Raw genomic sequence first — 20,846 nt, 5'->3', positions numbered from 1 at the left:
CCGCAGAAAGCTCTTGGATCCTACTCGATTTCCTTTGCGGCCTGGTCAGCCTAAGGTCGCGAATTGTTGCTGAAATGGGAGACTTCACCAGGCCAACTTTGGGAAAGGCCCGGGCAATGGCATGATATTTAGTAATTGATCCCATTGGGGAAAGACTGTGCCGGTGTGCCGCAAATTTGCTCAGACCCAAACAGTGCCATCCACCCCAACTTAATCGGGATCGCCCTTGACCCTAACTGCTGAGATTGCAACCTATCAAGAAAATGCACGGAGAACTATGCTGAGACGATGCTTCTGGCTGGCGGCGGCCCTGATCCTCTGTACCTGGCAAGTGTTGACGGGAACCGCGCTGGCGGCTGAACTTACGGCCGATGTGTTAACTGTTCCTTTCGATAGCCAAGGGAAATCCATTACCTTAACCAAACAACAATATGAAGAAGGGCAACGGTTATTTAACTATGCCTGTGCCACATGCCATGTGGGCGGGGTAACTAAAACCAATCCTAGCCTTGACTTGGCAACAGAAACCTTGGCCCTGGCGACTCCACCTCGGGATAGTATTACTGGCCTGGTGGACTACATGAAAGACCCAACTACCTATGATGGGGAAGAGTCCATTGCCGAAGTTCACCCCAGCCTCAAGAGTGCCGATATCTTTCCGAAGATGCGGAACCTGACCGATAAAGACTTAGCTGACATTGCTGGTCACATTCTGGTGGCTCCCAAAATCCTGGGTGAAAAATGGGGCGGCGGCAAGGTCTATTACTAAATCTAATTAACCTGAATGAATAATCACCCGCAATTACTCCCCACCCTTGCAAAAATAATCCCCTGGCTCCAGGTTGGCATCACAGCATTAGTTGTTAGTTGTCTGGCCTGGAGTTTTGTTTGGGGTAACCCGGCCTGGGCGGTCAATGGGATTGATGGCTATGTGTCTCAATATCTCAAGGCCACTCAACCCGTCAGTTTGCCCCTAGATGCCACAGGTGCTACCCGAGAGTTTACCCCAGCCGAGTTAACCCAAGGAAAGCGTCTGTTTGAAGAAAATTGTAAAAACTGCCATGTCGGCGGGGCCACCCTCCCGAATCCCCTTGTCTCTTTATCCTTAAAAGACCTTCAGGGAGCAGCCCCACCCCGAGACAGTATTGCCAGTTTGGTGGCTTTTCAACGTCTCCCCATGACCTATGATGGCAGCGAAGAAAGCTACTGGTGCCGAGAAGTCCCAGAAAACTGGTTAACGACTGAGCAATTGGAAGAATTAGCCGCATTTATCCTTCGAGCTGCATCTGTGGCTCCGGGTTGGGGGACAGAAACCTTTGCTGATTCGGCTCCTTAACGGATTTGGCATGGAAAATTTGGTAAACTTGCCGATGGTGGCTTGGGCCGCTGGCATCCCGTTGACTAGCTCATTCTTAAAAATGCCCAAAATAGAACTGGCCACTTTTAACACTTGCCCTAAGAATTGAACCCTGAAGAGGAGAATACTTGTGAAAACGTTATTAACGATCCTGGCTTTGACCCTAGTGACCTTAACGACTTGGCTGAGTAACCCGGCATTTGCGGCTGATATCGCCGATGGAGCCAAGGTATTCAGTGCTAACTGTGCAGCCTGTCACATGGGCGGTGGTAATGTCGTGATGGCCAACAAAACCCTCAAGAAAGAGGCCCTAGAGCAGTTTGGGATGAACTCTGCTGATGCCATTATGTATCAAGTCCAAAATGGCAAAAACGCAATGCCTGCCTTTGGTGGTCGATTAAGTGAAGCTCAAATTGAAAATGTCGCTGCCTATGTTTTAGATCAATCTGCTAAGAATTGGGCGGGTTAAGTTAGCGGTTGATGGTCGCTCTAAGGAACCCCAAAGTTCTCAATTCTAGAAAAACAAACTAAATTTTAACCCTCGGTAACGGGGGTTTTTTAGTATCTAGTAAACCTCTAGGTCAAGAAGGGGAAGGCAGAAAAATCTGGAAATTGGGCTTTGATTGGGGCAACAGCAGTTAGGGCCTGGCTGAGTTGGCTGTGGATTCTGCCGTTAGTGGCTAAAATCCGCCCTGTTTCTAAAACCAAAGCAGACTGATCATAGGCGGTCACCACCCCTCCTGCCTCCCGGACAATCACCACTCCGGCAGCTAAATCCCAGGGCGAAAGGCCTCGCTCCCAGTAGCCATCTAACCGCCCACAGGCCACATAGGCCAGATCAATAGCCGCAGCTCCGGCCCGGCGCACGCCTTGGGTCAGGTGGGTGAGATAGCAAAATTCAGCATAATTATTGTCGGAAGTTTCACGGCGGTCGTAGGCAAAACCGGTTACCAGTAAGCTATCCCGCAGTTGGCTAGTGTGGGAAACATAAAGATACTTGGTGGCGGCGGCTGTGAATGGCGGTGTTGAAACCGTTGCTCCCAGGCCCTTAGCGGCGGCAAACAGTTCCTGATGAAAGGGATCAAAGATTACCCCAACTTGTGGTTCTCCTTCCACGAGCAGGCCAATGGAAACCGCACTAAAAGGGTATTGGTGGGCATAGTTTGTTGTTCCATCCAGGGGATCAACCGCCCAGAGATAGGGGCTGGTGTTGATACCGATCCGACCGGATTCCTCGGCCAAAATTTGATGGCTAGGAAAGTTTTTTCGCAGAATCCCTAAAACTGCCGCTTCTGATTCTTTGTCCGCAATCGTGACTAAATCGCCGCTCCGGCCTTTTTCTTCAACCATTTCCAATTGCCCCCAATGGGCCTGGAGAATTTTCCCGCCGGCCAAAGCTGCTTCCGTAGCAACGGCCAAACAATCGGCCAAAAACTGATTACTCATGGGGGATATCCGGCTTAGTCTTCATCTAAGGGTAGCCCGATTTGGACTTTTCCCTTGCCAAAATAACGCCCAAATTGGAGTTCATAGACTTCGTCTTCGTCTTGGGTTTCCACAACTAAATCGGATTCAGCATAGGAGACACAGAGAAGGGCATATCCTTGGGCCTGGAGTTTGGGTGAAAGCCCCATCGCTTCCGGTTGCCTCAGGGAGCCGGATTTGACCCGCACTGCACAGGTGGTACAAGCCCCATTCCGACAAGCAAAAGGTAATACAGTCCCATTAGCTTCGGCACTATGGAGAATATAGCGATCCGCTGGAACCCTAACTTGGTAGGTTTGCTGGCGTTGGCGATCATGAATTGTGACTGAGTAAGTTGTCGTCATGGAGAGGCAGGGAGAAATAGAGGCTAAAGGGGGAATGTGGGTTGTGGTGATCAGGGCTAGAGTGCTATGCAGACGAGTAGGAACCAGTCAACCCCATGAGAATACCTTTGTTCAGAATCGGGCAATGATGCTGGCTGTAGATATAGTAGTGTGATAGAAAAATGTTAGGGCAAGGGAGAGAAGATGGGTGGGAATCCTTATCTGTCTGATGGATTGACACCATTCACCTTAGCAAAATTTGGCCCTCTTCTTTAATTCTGGCTATTGTTGATACCTCAGTAATTTTAATGTCTTCCTTCCAGGTAATTGCCTGAACTTGATAAAATGGCTGACTTTCTCCAAACGGTTTTGAATGGTCTTTCCTTGGGTAGCGTCTATGCCCTGTTTGCCTTGGGCTATACCTTAGTATTTTCAATTTTAGGGATGATTAACTTTGCCCACGGGCCGGTTTTTGCCTTGGGCGCTTACTTGACCTATGGTTTGCTTGGGAGTCGGTTCGGTTTTAATGGCATTCTAGCCAATGCTCAACTCCCCTTCAGTTTGCCTTTTCCTCTGGCCGTGATCTTGAGTGGGGTTTTGTGTGGCTTAGTTGGCCTGGGAATTGAGTGGGGGGCTTTTCGTCCGTTGCGAAAGGCGGGGTCTGAACCGCTCCTAGGCGTTGTTTCTAGTTTGGGGGTGGCGGTCATCCTGGTCAACCTAATCCAATACCTTGTCGGGGCTGAAGTTTATACCTTGCCAAGTGGGATCTATGGTCAAATTCCGGCGGCGATTAATTTTGGCTCTACGACCTCCCCCCTGTTGATTCGCACCAGTCAATTGGTGATTTTTATCGTTTCAGTTCTGTTACTCATTACCTTAACCCTTTGGATTAGTGGCACTCGGATGGGTAAGGCGATGCAAGCAGTGGCAGAGGATGAGATAACGGCAAAGTTATTGGGGATTAATCCTGATTGGTTTATTAGCTTGACGTTTTTTATCAGTAGCTTTCTGGCCGCGGTGGCCGGGAGCTTGGTGGCCGCGAGTGTGAGCATTACCGGGCCGCAGTTTGGCCTCAGTTTTGGCTTAAAGGGCCTGGCGGTGATTGTCTTGGGTGGCCTGGGGAGTATTCCGGGAACGATGTTGGCGGGGATTTTCCTCGGTTTAGTAGAGAGTTTTGTCCCCTCTGAATTGTCGGGGTTCCGGGATGCAGTTGGATTTAGCCTCTTGTTTTTGGTTTTGATCCTTCGCCCCCAAGGGTTGATGGGCCGTAAGTTAGTCGAAAAAGTCTAAACATCTGATCAAGGCTTAAAAACTTTGATCCCAAGCCACAAAAAAGGAGCCGTTGCCGACCCCTAAAAACTTGATGAAAATCAACAGGTTAAATTGAAAACTATTTAATGCTGGCTTTAGCTCCAGCTTCTTCCAATTCTTTCTTGGCGGCTTCGGCATCTTCCTTGGGTACACCCTCTTTAATGGGTTTCGGGGTAGATTCCACTACATCTTTGGCTTCTTTCAGCCCCAGGCCAGTCAGAGAACGAACAACTTTCAGAACGGCGATTTTCTTGTCAGCCGGAACTTCTTCCAAGATTACGTCAAACGCAGTTTTCTCTTCCACTTCTTCTGCCGGAGCCGCCGCACCACCAGCCGGGGCCGCCATAATCATCCCACCCACAGGAGCAGCAGCACTGACCCCAAAGGCTTCTTCGATTTGCTTCACCAATTCAGCCGCTTCCAAAAGGCTGAGGGTTTTCAACTTTTCTAAAATTTCATCAGTTGCAGCAGACATTGTCTAAACTCCTAAAAACAAAAACGTTAATCAACTCAGTCAGATTGTTTTGAACGCAATCATCAGCAGAGAATCAGGGAAAACTTTAACCTTCGCCTTTGTCGGCAATGGCCTGGGTTGCCCGCGCCAAGGAGGCCGGCACTTCTTTGATCCCAAAGGCAATCTTGGTCGTCAAGGCATTTAAGGCCCCAGCCACTTGAGCCATCAACTCTTCCTTCGATGGCAGGGAACCAATCGCTTTAACTTGCTCCTCGTTCAAGGCCTGGCCATCAAAGACACCCCCACGAATGGTGGTTTTTTTGGTGACTTTCTGGAACTCTTGATAGGCCTTGATCGCGCCACCCAGATCCTCCTTCACCAACAGAAACGCCGAGGGGCCTTGGAGAAACGCAGTTAAGGGCTGCCACTTGGCCTGGTCGGTAATCGCAATTTCCATCAAGGTGTTTTTAGTTACCTTGCAGACAGTATTAGACGGCCGTAGGCGATTGCGTAAATCTGTTAGTTCTGCCACCGTCAAACCCTGGAAATCAACCACCATGGTCATCTGGGACTCACTTAACAACTGTTTGAGATCCGCCACAATCTCTTGTTTATTGGCGTAGGTACGACCCACTGGTCACCTCCTGAACAACAAAATCTAAAACCAGCATCGAAAAACTCAAGCCATCTTTGGGCAAAAACAAACCCCCTTACCACACAGGCCGGGGGGCAAACTCATCAGGTTAGGCTTAGGTGAACTAAGAAACCTGAAGATTTGGGTTTACCTCGGCAGGATATTAAGCAAACTGCACCTACTGTCTCCGGCGATTTAGTTGTGAGGGAATAAAGATTTATCCCTTGAAATTGGCAGAACGGTTTCTCTCCTAGACTTCTCCAAGTTTGAGATCGCGTAAACCACTGATATCCACTTGAATGGAAGGGCCCATAGTGGCAGCAACATAAATACTGCGCCAGAAGCGACCTTTAGCTCCGGAAGGACGATTCCGATCAATGGTTTCTTGTAAAGCTTTGAGGTTAACTAACAGGTCTTCTGCTGGAAAACTCGCTTTACCAAAAAGAACGTGAACAATCCCCGTCCGATCAGCCCGAAATTCCAGTTTACCAGCTTTGAACTCGGAAATGGCCTGGGGCAAGTCAAAGGTAACGGTTCCGGCTTTGGGGGAGGGCATTAACCCGCGGGGGCCGAGAATCCGACCGACTTTAGCAACTTGGGGCATCATGTCTGGGGTGGCAATCAGCAAATCAAAATCCATCATCCCTTTTTGAATCTCGTCAATCAACTCTTCCGAGCCGGCAATGTCGGCCCCGGCCTGGGTGGCTTCGTTGACTTTTTCTCCCCGTGCAATCACCGCCACCCGCACCGTTTGACCGGTTCCTTTGGGTAGTGCCACCGTGGTTCGCAGTTGTTGATCCGTATATTTAGGATCAATTCCCAAGCGAATGTGGGCTTCAGCGGATTCGGGAAATTTGGCGGTGGCCGTTTCTTTGAGCAAATTCAAAGCATCCAAGGGAGAGTAGGGACGATCTTCCACCTTGGCCTGGAGTTCCCGTAACCGTTTTGAGACTTTTGCCATTGTTTTCTCCTGGGGTCATCACGGAATTATGTTCCTCCCCCGTAAACATTAATAACTCAGATAGCGAACATCAACAGGAAGCAACTTGAAAACTTTTGAGACTTTCAACATTGCGACTAAATTAGCAACTTAATCAACAATCGTCACACCCATGTTCCGGGCCGTACCTTCAATAATCCGCATGGCGGCTTCAATATCGTTGGCATTCAAGTCAGGCATTTTTTGTTGGGCAATCCCTTGGAGTTGGGCCCGAGTCAGTTGTCCAACTTTTTTCTTGTTCGGCTCTCCAGAACCCCGTTCAATCCCAGCGGCTTTTTGGATTAAGACAGAAGCTGGGGGTGTTTTGAGGATGAAGGTAAAGCTGCGATCTTCAAACACCGAGATTTCGACCGGAATGACCGTACCCACTTGATCGGCGGTGCGGGCATTATATTCCTTGCAAAACATCATGATGTTAACCCCATGTTGTCCCAAGGCAGGCCCAATGGGTGGGGCAGGATTAGCTTTACCGGCCTGGATTGCCAGTTTAATAATTGCAGTGACTTTTTTAGCCATGAATCAAAATCCTAACTCTGTTTCTCGATTTGGTTGACTTCTAATTCAACTGATGTTTCCCGTCCAAAGATAGACAGTAAGACCTTCAGTTTGCTCCGTTCTGGGCTGACTTCAATCACGTCCCCTTCAAAGTCCTTAAATGGGCCACTGAGAACCTTGACTTTGTCACCCAGTACCAAGTCAATTTTGTGAATCGGCTCTTGCTCTTCCACTTTTTTGAAGATGCGGGCAACTTCGGCAGGACTTAAGGGGAGGGGTTTGACATGACCACGGCCGCGTCCAGAAGCTCGCCGTTGTTCCGAGCCAACAAAGTTGATCACGTTGGGAGTATTTTTAATAACCTGCCAGGCCTCATCATCAATTTCTAAAACTCCCTCTGGTGTTGTGTTGGCCCGAACTCGAATCAGAACATAGCCAGGAAAAACTTTTTCTTCCGAAGTAGTCCGAGAGCCGTCTTTTTTGATCCGTATGGTTGGGGTTTGGGGAATTTCCACTTGAAAGATGCGATCAGCCACGTCTAGGGTGTGTAGCCGCTGTTCAATGGTGCTTTTAACCTTTTTTTCACACCCAGAAGCAACTTGGACAATGTACCAATAACTTTGACCAATATCTGCCGTTTCCGTTGGATAGATAGGGGGGGAATCAGTTAGATCGTTTACCATAGGATTTCTAAAAAATACTCCCAGCCAGCCAACTGAAAAGTTGATCTACCAAATAAATCAGACCGGCCGAGAGGGAGACAATTAAAATAACTGCGGCGGATTCTCCAATTAACCGTTGGCGGTCGGGCCAAACTACTTTATTTAGTTCTTCTTTAGTTTCTTGCAGAAAATTAGCCGGGTTAAACCCAGTATTTGGGGCGGTCTTTTCTACATCGCTGCCTTTGGTCACTCTGGCACTCCTGTTAATTGGCTTGAAAACGGGGGTTTGTGGACAGGCCAACTCAAGGCAATTTAATGCCCGGTCTTTCAGTATAGCAGGCCTGGTTAGATGTTTGATCTAAAAAACTTGAGAAAATTTGGGCGACAACAGGGAATTGAAGATTTTTAGTCTTCGTGGTCATCAAAGGGATCCGCCAGTTCTTTGGAAGGCGGGCCAAAGGAGAGATAAATAGAGTAGCCAGTAATGCCGATACAGATGGCGGCAAGGGTAATACTAAGAACTGTTGCAGGCTCGTAGGACATAGAGTATTCAGGGGATCAGTTTCCTCTATAATATTACGGAACGTTAAAACTCTGCTCATTTAAGTAATACACCTATGGCAAAGCGTACTTGGTTAGGCGATATTCTCCGTCCCCTCAACTCTGAATATGGGAAAGTTGCTCCTGGCTGGGGGACGACTCCGTTGATGGCGGTGTTTATGGGGCTGTTTTTAGTCTTCTTACTGATTATTTTGGAAATTTACAACTCCAGCTTGATTTTGGACGGCTTCACAGCCAGTTGGAAAGGTTAAGGATTAAGGACTATGAATTTTTTTGGCATCGGCTTGCCGGAAATGATCTTGATTTTGGTCGTGGCGTTACTCGTCTTTGGCCCGAAAAAGCTGCCGGAAATTGGCAAAAGTTTGGGGAAGGCTCTGCGGAGTTTTCAAGACGCGTCCCGAGATTTTCAGGATGAGTTCAAACGGCAAGCTGCTGCTTTAGAAAGTGAACCAGCCCCGCCAGCTTCTTTGCCTGCCCAGGCCCCGGAGTCTGCCCCAATAGAGTCTGAAATTGAGGCGGTTGAGGTGAGTTCGGTTGTGGAAGCAGTTGCAACTCCTGAAAAATCGCCTGAATCTGTGGAATCGGCTGCCTAAGCTATGGCCGAGTTGGTCATGCCCCAGTTGATTGTGGGCCTGGGTAATCCCGGAGATAAGTATGCCCAAACCCGACATAATATTGGCTTTCGGGTTATTGATGCCCTTGCCCAGGCCTGGCATATTCCCCTAGCTCAGCACTCCAAATTTCACGGCTTATTTGGGGAAGGCATAACTCCCGGTCTAGGCAAAATCCGTCTCCTCAAGCCCACCACCTATATGAACCAGTCGGGACAGTCCGTGCGAGCCGTGCTTGATTGGTATAAGCTACCCCTAAATTCAATTCTGGTCATTTATGATGATGCGGATTTGGCCTTGGGACGTGTCCGGATCCGCCTAGGTGGTTCTTCCGGTGGTCATAATGGGATGCGCTCGATCATCAGTCATGGGGGCAGTGAGCAGTTTCCCCGGTTGCGAGTTGGCATTGCCAATGAATTTCGCCTGAATCAAAAGGGGCCAAGGGATGCTGTGCCCTATGTCTTAGCTAATTTTTCCAGCGAGGATCTGAAAGTACTCCCTGATGTTTTAGATTTGGCGGTGGCAGCGGTGACGGCCTGTGTGCGGGAGGGAGTGGAGCAGAGTATGAATTTATACAATGGGCGCGTATTACAGTGGCGTTAGTTGGGGCTGATCCTTACAGATGAGTTTGAGCCTTGTTGATCCAAGTTGATCTAAGGGTGTCCCTGAATTCCTAAGGCAATCAATTCTCGAGAAAGTTTTGTGTTGTGAACCGAATCCTGATCTTTTGTACCGATAAGTATGTGGGCTTATATAGACTTCCCGATAGTTTATTAACCGCAGGTTTTCAGGTGTTTGTCCTCAGTCCAGCGGGCGCGCCAGTTTTAAGAAGTAGTGCCGTGGAAGGATACCATCTACTGAGTTCCCTACAGCCAGGTCGCCAGTTTGTCCATAGAACCTCAAGAGATTTAGCCCAGGCCATCAGTGATTTCCACATCAACTTTATAGTCCCTGGGGATGAATTAGCCGTGGCACTGATGCAGCGAGTCTATCGTCTAGATGGAGAAAATTTTCCAAATCAGGACCTGATCAGACACTCCTTAGGGGGGACAGCAGCCCATGGAATTACCTATAGCAAGGTCTATATCAACAGCATCGCCACCAGATTAAATATAGATATGCCCAAGAAATTTAAGTTGGATGGGTTGAATCCGGCTGATTTTCCAGTTGTGTTAAAAAAAGCAGTTGGCCATGGTGGTGATGGGGTTCTCATCTGTACCAATGAGAAAGAATTGAAAAATGGCTCAAAAAACCGTAACTTCTGTAAACCATCAATCATCAAAAAGTTAGCGCGTGAACTCCTAGGCAGAAATACGACTTGGCTGCTGGATGCCGATGAAACATTTATTGAAGAGTTTTTGCCAGGCCTGGGTACTGTCACGGCTGGGGTTGCCTTTGAGGGGGAAGTAAAGGCTATGTTTACTTGCAAGAAGGTAGAAATCAATGATACAGGTCATGCCGTAAGCGTTAAACATATTGAGGCTGAGGAAGCTGAGGCATCCACAAGAAAACTGCTAGGGGAGCTAAAATTTACAGGACTGTTTGATATTGATTTTATAGTGTGCGATGACAAATCTTATTTTATCGAGTTAAATCCACGTCCTAGCCCTATTTGCGCGATTGGACATTTTTTCGGAGTTGATTTGTGTAAGGCTCTTGCTGGCTTAGACCCTAAGTGTGAAAAGACCTTAGATATTGTCGAACTATACGATACGTTTAAACCCAGTTGATCCCCTGGGAGACATAAAGTTAGCTGGTTACCTCTTTGGGTGCATCCAAGGCTCCAGACACCAGGCCATTGAAGCCATAAATTTCCCGCTTTCCCCCCATGGCTACAAGTTGCACGGTTTTGGTATCCCCCGGTTCAAACCTCACCGCCGTCCCCGCCGGAATATCTAAGCGCATTCCCCAGGCCTGGTCACGATCAAACTCGAGGCTGCGATTGACTTCATAAAAGTGAAAATGGGAGCCAACTTGAATCGGACGATCACCAGAGTTAGAGACAGGCAGAACGACAGTAGGCCGATCTAAATTCAGCAAAATCTGGCCTGATTCAGGTAAAACTTCTCCGGGAATCATCACCCAGGTCTCCCAATAAAGATATTGAAATAAAATATGCCCTTCCAGGATGGCCAAGTCAAAACCAATTCCTCAAAATTGTTATGTATATTCTATCCCTAGTTCAACCATTCAATATTAGGCTTTTAAGAAGTCAATTGTTTCATAAAGTTCGGCAATATTAATTTAAAGCTCAAGAGTCGATAAAGTCAGGGTAATGATTGGATCATCATATTCTGAAAGTAGCCACTGATGGTCAGAAGTCCGAAAAAGCCTTTTTACTTTCCTGCCATTTTTAGCATTCAAGTCTTTAAGAATATTTGAACGGTCTATAACTTAGTAGTAATAAAACTTTGGCTCAACCCATTTCTTGACAAAGCTATAAGCTTCTATCGAGGAGAGTCAACAGTTCCCAAATTCCTGATATTTTTAGCGATCCGGGCGAATCACCCCATCCTGAACCACTCCGATATTTGGACTGCTAAAGGGATTGGTGTTGCCCTGCCAGTTGAACCCATTAATCCGAAAGGCGATCCCCGCCACGCCCAGATCCACGTTATAGCGAATAAACAACCCATAGGTGCGGCGACTGTACTCGAGGAAAAAATTTGTGTTAAAAAAGTTACCTGTGCCGACATTTAATTGTGAGGTGACACCCACGAGGACAGGCCCATAGAGTTGTTGCCGCGCTCCTACGTTGAGCACACTAAAGTCGGCGATCCGGTCAAACAAAAAGGGAGAGCCACCACTGCTAAAGGTCTGACTGTAACCCACATCAAAGCCTGTATAGTCAAACCAATTACGCCTTAAATGCCCTAACTGTCCTCGAAAGCCTCCACCCCCCTGTAAAGCGGGTTGTGTATTGCCACTGGTGTAATAAGTACCCACAGCTTGCCCCGTGAAGTAAATGGAGAAATAGGGCTGTAATGGGGCGGGACTGTAGCGTAGGCCTTCTTCACGGGTGGGTGGAAGTGTCTGACCTTGCCAGAGCCGAAATTCTCGATAGAGGTTGACTACCCCTTGTAAACGCCCCAGGCCTGGTTGAGTTCCTAAACTGGGTTGATCACTATTGGCCGTAATGTATTGTCCCCCGGCCTGGTAGTTCAGATTAATTCCTGTTTGCCCCAAAGTAATATTCGGGGAAATAAACACCCCCCCTAAGCTACTCTGTAAATCCTGCTCCCCCAGAGAACCATTGATCAGTCGCTCCCGGAAAATTCCTTGGGTATTCAAGACATAACCAGAGGCAAAGCTTTGTTGCAGCAATAAATTTCCCCGCGCCGTATTGGGCCAAGCACTGGGATCCAGATTTGTAATCAAGCCATAGCCAAGCAACCTCGTAGTGGGAGTAAACCCGTGTCTAACCTGGAGAGTCGCCCCATAGATGTCTGTTTGACCCAGATCAAAATTACTATTAATTGCCCGTTGTAGATAGAACTCAGGAGACAAGATTAAACTGGTAGAGCTATTGCGAACAAGGCTAAACGCCTTTGACAAGTAAAAACCACCTCGATCGGTGCTGTCATAACCAGCTTGAAAAGGGAGAATTTCTTGCTGTTCACCTAAAATGTATTCTTCCCGCGGAATTGGAATGGCCAGGGATTGATCGAAGACTAATCGGCCTTGGCGGGCAATTAAGCGGCTATTTTTAGGCGAAATGGGTTCCAGGGTTGCTTCTCTGGCTCGAAATTCCAGTTCGGGCGGAGTAAAGGGGTCATTGGTCAACCGCAAATTACTGGCATACCATCGCCGCCCATCAAATTCCAAGCGATCTGCTATGAACAGCAGCCGATCAATATTCGACTGTCCTTCAGGATTAACGGGATTGTTGGCAGACTGGAAGCTAGGCAAGGTGGGTAATCCGGGCAGATTAGGCGTTGCCACGCGCGGACTCGTAAACTGATCCGTTTTTTGGATATTGATCGCCCCGCTGGCCTGGGTAACAACACCCCGATCCAAAATCAGGTTGTACTCTAAGCGATCTCCCCGAATCACTTGATCCCCGCGAGTGAGGACAACATTGCCCTCCGCGACTAGGATGTTTTCGTTTAAGTCGGTTTGGACTCGGTCGGCGGTTAGTTCGGCTTCCCGAAAGCGGATAAAGACATCACCAATGGCATTAAAAAACTGGCGCAGGGTATCGTATTCTTGCCGATCTGCCAGGGTTTCCAGGGGTTCAGTACTACTTTGATTGGCCTGGAGCGGCGGGGCTTCTAGATTGCCAGGGGTAGGAACTGTAATTTCAACTTGGGCTAGGTCAACTCGAGTCGGCTTTTGCCAGGGGATGGGGGGGGCAACAACAAAGCGAACTTGAGTCGGAGATGGCGTATTTGGGGCGTTTGTTTTTGCCAGATTAACTCCAGGCCCTAACAGTGCTGCCTCTGATTCTCCACTGAGATCGCTTAGTTCAGCCGGTTTAGGAAGAGTGGTTGGAGGGGGTAAAGGTTGGGGGGGCAGAGAGAGAAATAGGGGGGGGAGAACAGGCATAATCCGGCCAATTAAAAACAACCGCTAGGGTGCTCTTCTCAGGGTGCAGCCTCCCCCTTGAGTTTGTCTAGTCTAGATCTTTGCGCTTCGGGTTCCGGGAGGGGTCACTGGAGAGAAACCCAAACACAAACAGCAGGACGAAAAAACTAACGACAATATAAACGGTAATTTTGAGAGTTTCCATAATATCAGTTGAATGTTTCTCAACGGCAGCATCAGGATCATCATATCGGAAAACCCTACCCCCATCACTGAGCCGCTAAAAATTGTCGATAGCTCTTACTCAGTTCAGTGACGGCCAGTTGATAGAGTTCTTGCCCATGTTCCGGGGTGGCCAGGCCTGGGTTTGATCCCATCCGCCCATCCGGGTAGCGTTGGCGAAAATCAGCGGCTCCATAGATGGCATGATCCCGATTCACTGGGGTCGTTAAGGGAGCCTGTTTAATAGTGGCGGGATAGGCAAATTGGGTCACGGCAACTTCACTGGGGGTGGCGTGGGAACCTTCCTGATCGCCATATAATTCCCTAGCCCGTTTGATTACCGCCCCAACCATGAACCAGTTGGCTAAATGACATTGAACCAGGTTGGCCTGGGGCAGCCCTAGATCTGCAACCGTGGCATAGGTTTCGGCAAACGCGGCTTTGACGGTGGCGATATTTCCCCCATGACCATTGATCAAAAAGAATTTCGTAAACCCGGCCTGGACTAAACCGACTAAGTAATCGCGAATTACCAAAATCAAGGTACTGGGGCGTAAACTCATACTGCCGGGAAATTCCATGTGGTGCAGGGCCATGCCAACGTTAAGGGTTGGGGCCACCAGGGCATTGGTGTCCTCCCCGACTCCCTTGGCAATTAGTTCCGCACAAATCGCATCCGTGCCAATTAACCCGGTGGGGCCATGTTGTTCCGTGGAGCCAATGGGTAAAATAATCCCCGTAGAAGTTTCTAAGTAGGTGGCAACTTCCGGCCAGGTGGAAAGATGGAGCAGCATAATCTGTTGGCTAAAGGCTTAGAGACCTAAACTAGGTAAGGGACTGAATCTTGACTATAGCGTGACACAAGTACTGCCAGAGGGACATCCTGACCACTCTCCAGCAGAGGCAGAATTGGAGAATTTCCCCGGCCCGGTGGCAAGTTCCTCTTACTTTTGGCCAATAGTAGAACTAGGGAGAGTGTGGGAGGCAATGTGTTTCCAGGCCTGGCCAAAAAACTGGCTTCCAGATCGGGAGAGCGAGATATTCGTGCCCCCCACCCCGTGCAGTTATCCTGGCTGTTTTCCCAACAAGGCTATCAAACCCTCCTGCTCCTCAGTTGTGATCTGCTGGCCTTGGTGGGGGCTTGGAAGCTTGGGCTGAAGTTTAATCGCCTCTATTCCCCGATTCCCCCGGAACTGGTGTGGTGGGAGTGGTTTGGGCTGCCAAGTTTATTCTGGGGCTTTGCCCTGGGCATTTTACTGATTTTGGCCATGGGTGGGCTGTATCATCCACGCCGGGACTGGAAAAACTATCTCCGGGCCGGGCAGTTAGTCAGTTTGGGCTACATTTTGTCCCTAGTGATTAGTTATTGCTATGATCCCACTTTGGATATGCCACGGTCGTTATTTTTCATGGCCTGGATTGGCAGTGTCATACTGGTTATTGGCTTGCGGCTTTTGGCAACTTTGGTGACCCAACTGCGGGCGTATCAACAACAAGTGCGGGTTTTTTTAATTGCCCCGGCAGAACGGTTAGAACTATTACTTCATACTCTGGAAAAGCAGTCCCATTATGCGATTGTCGGGACGGCCCAGGCCAATGCCGCCTATGCCCCGGAAACTTGGCAGGCCATTCTCCAGGCCAATCCCCAAGAGGTACTTGCTGCAAATTTACCCCCCACGGATTTAGCTTCGACCCTCTATTGGCAACTGCGCCAACGGGGAATTCATTTGCGTTTGGTTCCCTCCAGTTTGGATATTTTGTACCGGCGCGGGGTTCCCGAAATTTTTGCAGCATTACCCACACTCCGGGCAGAAGTGACCTATCTCAATGGCCTGGAATATCGCCTTAAACGGGGCCTGGATGTGGTTGGAGCATTATTGGGGGTGGTGCTGCTCGCGCCAGTATTTATTGTTGTGGCAGTGGGCATTAGGATAACCTCCCCCGGCCCAGTATTTTTTTGCCAAGAACGGGTTGGATTGCGGGGGCGAGTCTTTCAGATGTGGAAATTCCGCACCATGGATTGCAATGCTCACCACCGCCAAGCGGAACTCGAAACGGCGAATGAGTCCTGTGATGGGATTTTATTTAAGATTAAAGATGATCCCCGGATTACCCCCTTCGGCCGTTGGTTAAGACGTACCAGTATTGATGAGTTGCCTCAGTTATTTAATATTTTGTTCGGTCAGATGAGTTTAGTTGGCCCCAGGCCCCTGCCTGTGCGCGATGTGCAACGGTTTAATTCTTGGCATCATATTCGCCACCATGTCTTACCGGGAATTACGGGGCTATGGCAAATTTCGGGTCGCTCTAAAATTGGGCAGTTTGACGAAGCCGCCCGCCTTGACCTCTATTACATTGATAACTGGTCGTTTAACCTAGATTTAGAAATTCTGGTTGAAACCCTTCGCATTGTCCTGTTCCAACAGGGGGCCTACTAGCGCAAGTTCAATCTAGGCGGGGCGTTTTTTGCGGCGGATCGCGGCCCGGTCTATCGGAAATCCAGGCAAAGGAATGATTAAGGTTTCACGCTCGGCTTCCAGGGTTTTGAGCTTGGTGTAATCAACCCAATGAATACAATCTACCGGGCAGGTATCAATCGCTTCTTGGATCAGATCTTCGCTATCGCCATCTTGACGGACAACCCGCGAGCGGCCGTAGTTTGGCTCAATAAAAAAAGTATTCCGGGCCACATGGGCGCAGTGTTTACAGCCAATGCAAGTGACCTCATCCACATACACCCCTTTCTGCCGTACCAGGCCCCCCAGTTCCGGTTCCAGGCCCGACCGCTCCATAGAGCCTAACCCCGCCAACGTTGAACCACTAACCGCAAACTGCCATCGTTTTGTTGTTCTTCTTCTGTGACGGCAAATCCCTGGGCCTGGGCTGATTGGAGCACGGCATGGTAGGCATAACGTTGATTGACTTTATCCAAAAACCGTTCAACACTCCAGGCCTGGTTCCAAAGTTCTAAATCTGCCACCAGTTCATACTCTGTCCCATTCCAGCGAAAGCCAATGCCATAGCCATTATCTTGGGGAATGACCACATCGGCCGTTTGGGTTTGTCCTTGGTAGCCTTGGAGGGGTTGGGGGCCGGGTTTCCAAGCTAGGTCTAAATCATTCAAAGCCGACTTGAGAGCCGGGAGGCTGCGAATTTGGGTTTTGATTTGGCTGAAGTGAGACATGATTTTTCCCAAGGGTAAAAGATAGATTATGAACAAACTAAAAGCATTCAGCAGAACTACCACTCACTGAAACTAACTTGCGCTGGCGTTTCTTGGCGTTGGGTCAAGGTGGAAGCAAAATAGTCCGAGGTAGGTTGTTGACTGATGACACAGCCCAATTCCGCTTCGATGGCTGCTGTCACTTCCGCGCAAGACGAGCCAGAAATTCCCGTCACCCGCTCCACCACTCGCCCATCCGGATAAATGACAAACTCCAGTGTTTCCATGCCCAACTGCCCAGGTAAACTAACGTGCTAGGCCCTAAGACCCAAAAAATCAACTGCTTTCAATTGTGTCCAAATACTACCAGATTGGTCAAGTCTGCATGAAACTTAATAATTAGCAACATTCATGATGAATTTTCCATTTCTTAGCTGGCTGCTTCTGCCCAAGCCTTGGTCCAATTGAGGGTGGCCTGTACTTGCTCCGGGGAGGTACTTTCGCAGTAGAGGCGCAATAACGGCTCCGTGCCACTAAACCGAATTAATAACCAACCGTGATCCCCTAAATGGAACTTAAAGCCATCAATGGTTTGTAATTTTTCAACGGGGGTTGTGAAAACGGTTTGGGGTGGATTGGTTTCCAGGAGATGTTGCAGTTTATCCTTGACGGCTAAATTTGGCAGATGCAGATCAATCCGGTCGTAGTAGGAGGTGAACCCCGTTTTGACTTGGAGAGACTGATAGTAAGCCGCTAAATCCAGGCCCGACTTAACCACCGCCTCCAAAACATAAAGTGCTGACAACAGGGCATCTCGTTCAGGAGTGTGGTTGCCATAGCCAATGCCACCGGATTCTTCCCCTCCTAAAAGGACATCTTCACCCATAAGCATCCGATCACCAATGTACTTAAAGCCAATTGGGGTTTCATAGAGGCTGAGACCATGTAAGGCTACCACCTTGGGAATCAAATCAGAACTACTGATGGATTTAATCACCTCGCCTCGATAGCCATGCTGCACCGTTAAGTGATCAATCAAGATTGGGATTAACTGTTGGGCGGTTAATAAATTCCCTTGAGCATCAATAGCCGCAATCCGATCCGCATCCCCGTCAAAAACCAAGCCAACGGTTTTCCCTTGGGTTTCCTGGGCGGCCTGGCGAATTGTGGCACAACTGGCCTGGAGATATTTGCCAATGGGTTCCGGCGCGCCACCACCAAAAAGGGGATCTCGTTCAGAATTGAGTTCCTGAATTGGCTCTCCCAAAATTCGGCCCAGGCCCCCCGCAGCACTGCCATGCATCACATCGGCCCAAACAGTCAGGTGATGGGTTTTTATCGCAGTTTGAATCGCCGGTAGATCAACTTTTTCCTGGAGGGCCTGGCAATAACTTGGCCAGGGGTCAAATGGTGTCATGCTGCCGGTGCGGGCCTGGATATGGAGATGGGGACGAGTTAATTCCTCCTCAATTTTTGCGGTCACTTCCGGCGGCACAGAACCAGCAAAGGCCCCTTTCACTTTCAGACCAGAGTAGATGCCGGGGTTATGACTGGCCGTAATCACCAGCGCGCCCAACGCCTTGTGTTGTTTAACGGCCCAACTAAAGGCCGGCGTGGGGGCAAATTGATTCCCTAAAAGAACATCAAACCCCAATTCTTTCAGGGTTTCCGCCACGGCCTGGGCAAATTCTTCGGCCAGAAACCGCCGATCATAACCAACAATAATTTGCTGACTTTTGCTAGATGGGCCATAGGTGGTATCAAGGACTAAGGCCGCGGCCTGGGCAGCCCGAATTAGCCGCTCAAAGGTAAACTCTGCGCCAATAACTCCCCGCCACCCATCAGTCCCAAATTTGATTGGACTGCTGCTGGTAATGCCTTGCCAAAACATGGTTGACCCTAGCCTATTGTGAATATCCGCCCTTCCAAAATACCGGATTATGGCTGCTGCATCGGAACCCCGTTATCGCAATTAGCCAAAAACTTGACTTTAAACTTTTGAATTAGCTTTATACTCAAAAAGGTCAATTATGATGTTGCCATCGCCGTTCAGTAAAGTCCTAGAGACCACTAAAGAGCTTCCTGAAGCTATCCAAGATGAACTCGCCAAGCAACTGCTTGAAGACATAGAGACTGAAATCAAGTGGCAAGAAAATTTCTCCAAGCCACAAAATGCCTAACCCTTAAAGAACTCGCCCAGAACGCCATCACAGAATCAGAAAAGGGACAGACTAAGGTGATGGGATTTATTGAAAAAACGCTAAAAGCCCAAAAGGATTGTGCCCGTCAATGTTTCCTAACTTTCGCCTGTTTCATCTGACAGAGGTAATGCTATTTTCCCAGCAAACCTAACGCTATACTAAGTTTGCTCCTGATTCCTTGGAACTTAAGGCCATGAATAGTTGTGTCTTAATGGCAGAAATCATTGAACCGCCAGAACTACGCTATACCCAAGATAATCAAACTCCCATTGCCACGATGATCGTTCAGTTTCCGGGGCAACGGGCCGAAGATCCTCCCGAAACCCTCAAGGTAATTGGCTGGGGTAATTTAGCTCAACAAATGCAAGACCAATGCAAGCTCCAAGATCGCCTCTTAATTGAAGGGCGGTTGAACATGAATACCTGGGAACGACCGGAAGGCTTCAAGGAAAAGCGGGCTGAACTGACGGCGAGCAAGATTCATTGGTTGACGGGGGATGGCCAAATTGTCACTCGCCAGGCCGAACCCGCTTCTCTAACTAGTAAACCTGCATCTGCGGTCACGCCAGTCTCTCCTTCCCCGGTGGCTGCTGCTGCCCCTGCTCGCTCCAGTGCACCCGTACCCCCACCACCAGCCACCGCAACTCGTCCCTTGGTTGAACCAGATTTACCCCCAGATGATTTACCTTTTTAAGTGCGATTGACTTAATTCGCAAATCTCCTGGGTGAATTTTGCCTATGTTTAGGGAAAAACGGCTCCCTGGGTACGGCCATGGCCAGTTTGGCGATCATAGTCAATATCCTTTTGGGCGTAACGGTTGATAATCCCCTGGGCTGCTTGGTTGGCAATTTGACTCATGGAAGTACAGGTGGGTTGTGTGAGGTTGCTTAAACGTTGCCAAATTTCTTGGGTAGCGGAACGACCGTGATTACCATGACCGTCTTCATGGAGTTGCAGGGCCTGGTAGTAGCGTTGCCATTGCTGTTGAAGTGAACGGGGTGCTTGTTGAAGGTTTTGCCATTGGGGCATGGTGTAGGTGATGTCAGTATGGACAGTCAAAGATGTCATTCGACAACTCCCCCCAAGTGAGCCGTAACGATACCGCCAGGCCACGTGCCATTTTGTATAGGCATCAAAGCGTCTGCCATTTTCAGCCAGGGGCCCCAATTGATTCATCTGTTGGCGCAGGGCCGATGCGGTTTTGCCGGTGATGCCGTAATAATTGACTTGGCTGCGAATGATCGGGAATGTTCCCCAGGCCTGGCCCAATCCAAGCCAACTGAGGAGCAAAGTCAAGATCACACCTAAGCTCAATCTCAGGATTAACTGCCAGCCTTTGCCCATTGGCCATCCTTACCTGTAGCTGAATTAGTGGGGCGGTAGCTTCAATTTTATCGCTGGTTCCAGATACTCCAATCATGGCTTAGTTACTAGGCCAGGAAAGCCCTAACAAAAATCTTTAGATAAGCTATAAAGGGGGTACTAACCATGCCATAAAAATGAGGTTCAACAAACCATGATGGCTAATCTCTCAGAATTACTCCCCCACTACTCAGAAGCTAACTTTCCCAGCGGAGCAACTACACCACGGATGCAAAATTTGGTGGACTTAATTACAACCTTGCACGTGGCCGATGCGATTGCCAATGCCGGGTACTTAATTAGTAGTTCAGAACTTGCGGATTTGATGGATGTCAATGCCAGTGCAGTTACCAGTCGCGGCGATGAATGGACATGGCGCAATTGGGCAATTTCCCGAGTTCGGCGAGAAGGGAACCAAATTCTCTGGCAACTCCAGCGGGTTAATCCCCAATCCGAAGCCTAGATTCACTTGAGTCGGGG

Annotated in this window: 29 protein-coding genes, 1 pseudogene and 1 other annotated feature; of the genes and pseudogenes, 12 read left to right on the top strand and 18 right to left on the bottom strand. The window is 48.9% G+C overall.

What is annotated here, in order from left to right; translation table 11 throughout:
- Window positions 1-277 precede the first annotated feature (277 nt).
- The 3 genes from psbV (at window position 278) to petJ (ending at window position 1,826) form a co-directional block, all read left to right on the top strand.
- Window positions 278-769, top strand: coding sequence for a photosystem II cytochrome c-550 (psbV, locus tag RIF25_RS05800; protein ID WP_322877598.1), 492 nt, complete (start codon window positions 278-280; stop codon window positions 767-769).
- A gap of 15 nt (window positions 770-784) precedes the next feature.
- Window positions 785-1,336, top strand: coding sequence for a photosystem II cytochrome PsbV2 (gene psbV2 / locus RIF25_RS05795; protein ID WP_322877597.1), 552 nt, complete (start codon window positions 785-787; stop codon window positions 1,334-1,336).
- Window positions 1,337-1,487: 151 nt separating this feature from the next.
- On the top strand, window positions 1,488-1,826 hold the full coding sequence (gene petJ / locus RIF25_RS05790) for a cytochrome c6 PetJ (protein WP_322877596.1): 339 nt from the start codon (window positions 1,488-1,490) through the stop codon (window positions 1,824-1,826).
- A gap of 107 nt (window positions 1,827-1,933) precedes the next feature.
- Here petJ and RIF25_RS05785 read toward each other — a convergent pair whose 3' ends face one another.
- On the bottom strand, window positions 1,934-2,803 hold the full coding sequence (locus RIF25_RS05785) for an inositol monophosphatase family protein (RefSeq protein WP_322877595.1): 870 nt from the start codon (window positions 2,801-2,803) through the stop codon (window positions 1,934-1,936).
- 14 nt (window positions 2,804-2,817) lie between these two features.
- Window positions 2,818-3,186, bottom strand: a complete 369-nt coding sequence (locus RIF25_RS05780; protein WP_322877594.1) for a 2Fe-2S iron-sulfur cluster-binding protein — start codon at window positions 3,184-3,186, stop codon at window positions 2,818-2,820.
- Between the two features lie 324 nt (window positions 3,187-3,510).
- Here RIF25_RS05780 and RIF25_RS05775 point away from each other — a divergent pair, with 324 nt between their 5' ends.
- Entirely contained in the window at window positions 3,511-4,455 is a 945-nt protein-coding gene (locus tag RIF25_RS05775) for a branched-chain amino acid ABC transporter permease (protein ID WP_322877593.1), read from the top strand.
- A gap of 100 nt (window positions 4,456-4,555) precedes the next feature.
- Here the strand turns inward: RIF25_RS05775 and rplL are convergent, their stop codons facing one another.
- The 7 genes from rplL to psbN form a co-directional block, all read right to left on the bottom strand.
- The gene (rplL, locus tag RIF25_RS05770; RefSeq protein ID WP_322877592.1) at window positions 4,556-4,951 is read right to left on the bottom strand and encodes a 50S ribosomal protein L7/L12; all 396 of its coding nucleotides are present in this window, start codon (window positions 4,949-4,951) and stop codon (window positions 4,556-4,558) included.
- Window positions 4,952-5,036: 85 nt separating this feature from the next.
- The gene (gene rplJ, locus RIF25_RS05765) at window positions 5,037-5,564 is read right to left on the bottom strand and encodes a 50S ribosomal protein L10 (protein WP_322877591.1); all 528 of its coding nucleotides are present in this window, start codon (window positions 5,562-5,564) and stop codon (window positions 5,037-5,039) included.
- Between the two features lie 56 nt (window positions 5,565-5,620).
- Window positions 5,621-5,773 (bottom strand) — a sequence feature (ribosomal protein L10 leader region).
- 41 nt (window positions 5,774-5,814) lie between these two features.
- Entirely contained in the window at window positions 5,815-6,525 is a 711-nt protein-coding gene (rplA, locus tag RIF25_RS05760) for a 50S ribosomal protein L1 (RefSeq protein ID WP_322877590.1), read from the bottom strand.
- A gap of 129 nt (window positions 6,526-6,654) precedes the next feature.
- On the bottom strand, window positions 6,655-7,080 hold the full coding sequence (rplK, locus tag RIF25_RS05755) for a 50S ribosomal protein L11 (RefSeq protein WP_322877589.1): 426 nt from the start codon (window positions 7,078-7,080) through the stop codon (window positions 6,655-6,657).
- Between the two features lie 11 nt (window positions 7,081-7,091).
- A complete protein-coding gene (gene nusG / locus RIF25_RS05750) occupies window positions 7,092-7,742 on the bottom strand; it encodes a transcription termination/antitermination protein NusG (RefSeq protein WP_015124567.1) in 651 nt (216 codons plus the stop codon).
- Window positions 7,743-7,749: 7 nt separating this feature from the next.
- The gene (secE, locus tag RIF25_RS05745; RefSeq protein ID WP_322877588.1) at window positions 7,750-7,971 is read right to left on the bottom strand and encodes a preprotein translocase subunit SecE; all 222 of its coding nucleotides are present in this window, start codon (window positions 7,969-7,971) and stop codon (window positions 7,750-7,752) included.
- A 155-nt stretch (window positions 7,972-8,126) separates the two neighbouring features.
- Window positions 8,127-8,264 carry a photosystem II reaction center protein PsbN gene (gene psbN, locus RIF25_RS05740; protein WP_015124565.1) on the bottom strand — a complete coding sequence of 46 codons (138 nt, stop codon included), beginning with the start codon at window positions 8,262-8,264 and terminating at the stop codon, window positions 8,127-8,129.
- A gap of 74 nt (window positions 8,265-8,338) precedes the next feature.
- Here psbN and psbH point away from each other — a divergent pair, with 74 nt between their 5' ends.
- The 4 genes from psbH (at window position 8,339) to RIF25_RS05720 (ending at window position 10,623) form a co-directional block, all read left to right on the top strand.
- On the top strand, window positions 8,339-8,533 hold the full coding sequence (psbH, locus tag RIF25_RS05735; RefSeq protein ID WP_015124564.1) for a photosystem II reaction center phosphoprotein PsbH: 195 nt from the start codon (window positions 8,339-8,341) through the stop codon (window positions 8,531-8,533).
- A 12-nt stretch (window positions 8,534-8,545) separates the two neighbouring features.
- Window positions 8,546-8,875, top strand: a complete 330-nt coding sequence (locus RIF25_RS05730) for a TatA/E family twin arginine-targeting protein translocase (protein ID WP_322877587.1) — start codon at window positions 8,546-8,548, stop codon at window positions 8,873-8,875.
- 18 nt (window positions 8,876-8,893) lie between these two features.
- Complete coding sequence (gene pth, locus RIF25_RS05725; RefSeq protein ID WP_322877586.1) at window positions 8,894-9,496, top strand: aminoacyl-tRNA hydrolase; 603 nt, start codon at window positions 8,894-8,896, stop codon at window positions 9,494-9,496.
- Between the two features lie 104 nt (window positions 9,497-9,600).
- The gene (locus tag RIF25_RS05720; protein WP_322877585.1) at window positions 9,601-10,623 is read left to right on the top strand and encodes an ATP-grasp domain-containing protein; all 1,023 of its coding nucleotides are present in this window, start codon (window positions 9,601-9,603) and stop codon (window positions 10,621-10,623) included.
- Window positions 10,624-10,642: 19 nt separating this feature from the next.
- Here the strand turns inward: RIF25_RS05720 and RIF25_RS05715 are convergent, their stop codons facing one another.
- The 4 genes from RIF25_RS05715 to RIF25_RS05700 all read right to left on the bottom strand — a co-directional run bounded on the left by RIF25_RS05715 (window position 10,643) and on the right by RIF25_RS05700 (window position 14,433).
- Window positions 10,643-10,972 (bottom strand): urease subunit beta, encoded by a 330-nt coding sequence (locus tag RIF25_RS05715; RefSeq protein ID WP_407682341.1) that lies wholly within the window; start codon window positions 10,970-10,972, stop codon window positions 10,643-10,645.
- Window positions 10,973-11,380: 408 nt separating this feature from the next.
- The gene (locus RIF25_RS05710; protein WP_322877583.1) at window positions 11,381-13,438 is read right to left on the bottom strand and encodes a DUF3769 domain-containing protein; all 2,058 of its coding nucleotides are present in this window, start codon (window positions 13,436-13,438) and stop codon (window positions 11,381-11,383) included.
- 67 nt (window positions 13,439-13,505) lie between these two features.
- Window positions 13,506-13,622, bottom strand: coding sequence for a photosystem II reaction center protein I (locus tag RIF25_RS05705; protein WP_015124558.1), 117 nt, complete (start codon window positions 13,620-13,622; stop codon window positions 13,506-13,508).
- A gap of 64 nt (window positions 13,623-13,686) precedes the next feature.
- Complete coding sequence (locus RIF25_RS05700; protein WP_322877582.1) at window positions 13,687-14,433, bottom strand: creatininase family protein; 747 nt, start codon at window positions 14,431-14,433, stop codon at window positions 13,687-13,689.
- A gap of 183 nt (window positions 14,434-14,616) precedes the next feature.
- On the opposite strand from RIF25_RS05700, the gene RIF25_RS05695 reads away from it, so the two are divergent.
- On the top strand, window positions 14,617-16,077 hold the full coding sequence (locus RIF25_RS05695; protein ID WP_322877581.1) for a sugar transferase: 1,461 nt from the start codon (window positions 14,617-14,619) through the stop codon (window positions 16,075-16,077).
- A 12-nt stretch (window positions 16,078-16,089) separates the two neighbouring features.
- Here the strand turns inward: RIF25_RS05695 and RIF25_RS05690 are convergent, their stop codons facing one another.
- From RIF25_RS05690 to RIF25_RS05675, 4 genes are all read right to left on the bottom strand, one after another.
- Window positions 16,090-16,431 (bottom strand): ferredoxin, encoded by a 342-nt coding sequence (locus tag RIF25_RS05690; RefSeq protein ID WP_407682340.1) that lies wholly within the window; start codon window positions 16,429-16,431, stop codon window positions 16,090-16,092.
- Between the two features lie 5 nt (window positions 16,432-16,436).
- On the bottom strand, window positions 16,437-16,823 hold the full coding sequence (locus RIF25_RS05685; RefSeq protein ID WP_322877579.1) for a DUF1257 domain-containing protein: 387 nt from the start codon (window positions 16,821-16,823) through the stop codon (window positions 16,437-16,439).
- 56 nt (window positions 16,824-16,879) lie between these two features.
- Entirely contained in the window at window positions 16,880-17,089 is a 210-nt protein-coding gene (locus RIF25_RS05680) for a DUF2997 domain-containing protein (RefSeq protein ID WP_322877578.1), read from the bottom strand.
- Between the two features lie 143 nt (window positions 17,090-17,232).
- Entirely contained in the window at window positions 17,233-18,693 is a 1,461-nt protein-coding gene (locus tag RIF25_RS05675) for a phosphoglucomutase/phosphomannomutase family protein (protein ID WP_322877577.1), read from the bottom strand.
- 142 nt (window positions 18,694-18,835) lie between these two features.
- Here RIF25_RS05675 and RIF25_RS17165 point away from each other — a divergent pair.
- Window positions 18,836-19,122, top strand: a pseudogene (locus RIF25_RS17165) (hypothetical protein).
- A 74-nt stretch (window positions 19,123-19,196) separates the two neighbouring features.
- Window positions 19,197-19,697, top strand: coding sequence for a single-stranded DNA-binding protein (locus tag RIF25_RS05665; RefSeq protein WP_322877575.1), 501 nt, complete (start codon window positions 19,197-19,199; stop codon window positions 19,695-19,697).
- A 48-nt stretch (window positions 19,698-19,745) separates the two neighbouring features.
- On the opposite strand, the gene RIF25_RS05660 is transcribed toward RIF25_RS05665, so the two are convergent.
- Entirely contained in the window at window positions 19,746-20,300 is a 555-nt protein-coding gene (locus tag RIF25_RS05660; RefSeq protein WP_322877574.1) for a DUF922 domain-containing Zn-dependent protease, read from the bottom strand.
- Between the two features lie 295 nt (window positions 20,301-20,595).
- On the opposite strand from RIF25_RS05660, the gene RIF25_RS05655 reads away from it, so the two are divergent.
- On the top strand, window positions 20,596-20,829 hold the full coding sequence (locus RIF25_RS05655; protein WP_407682339.1) for a hypothetical protein: 234 nt from the start codon (window positions 20,596-20,598) through the stop codon (window positions 20,827-20,829).
- Window positions 20,830-20,846 lie beyond the last annotated feature (17 nt).

The organism is Pseudocalidococcus azoricus BACA0444 (genome assembly GCF_031729055.1).
Lineage (GTDB): Bacteria > Cyanobacteriota > Cyanobacteriia > Thermosynechococcales > Thermosynechococcaceae > Pseudocalidococcus > Pseudocalidococcus azoricus.
This window is presented reverse-complemented; position numbering and strand designations above follow the sequence as displayed.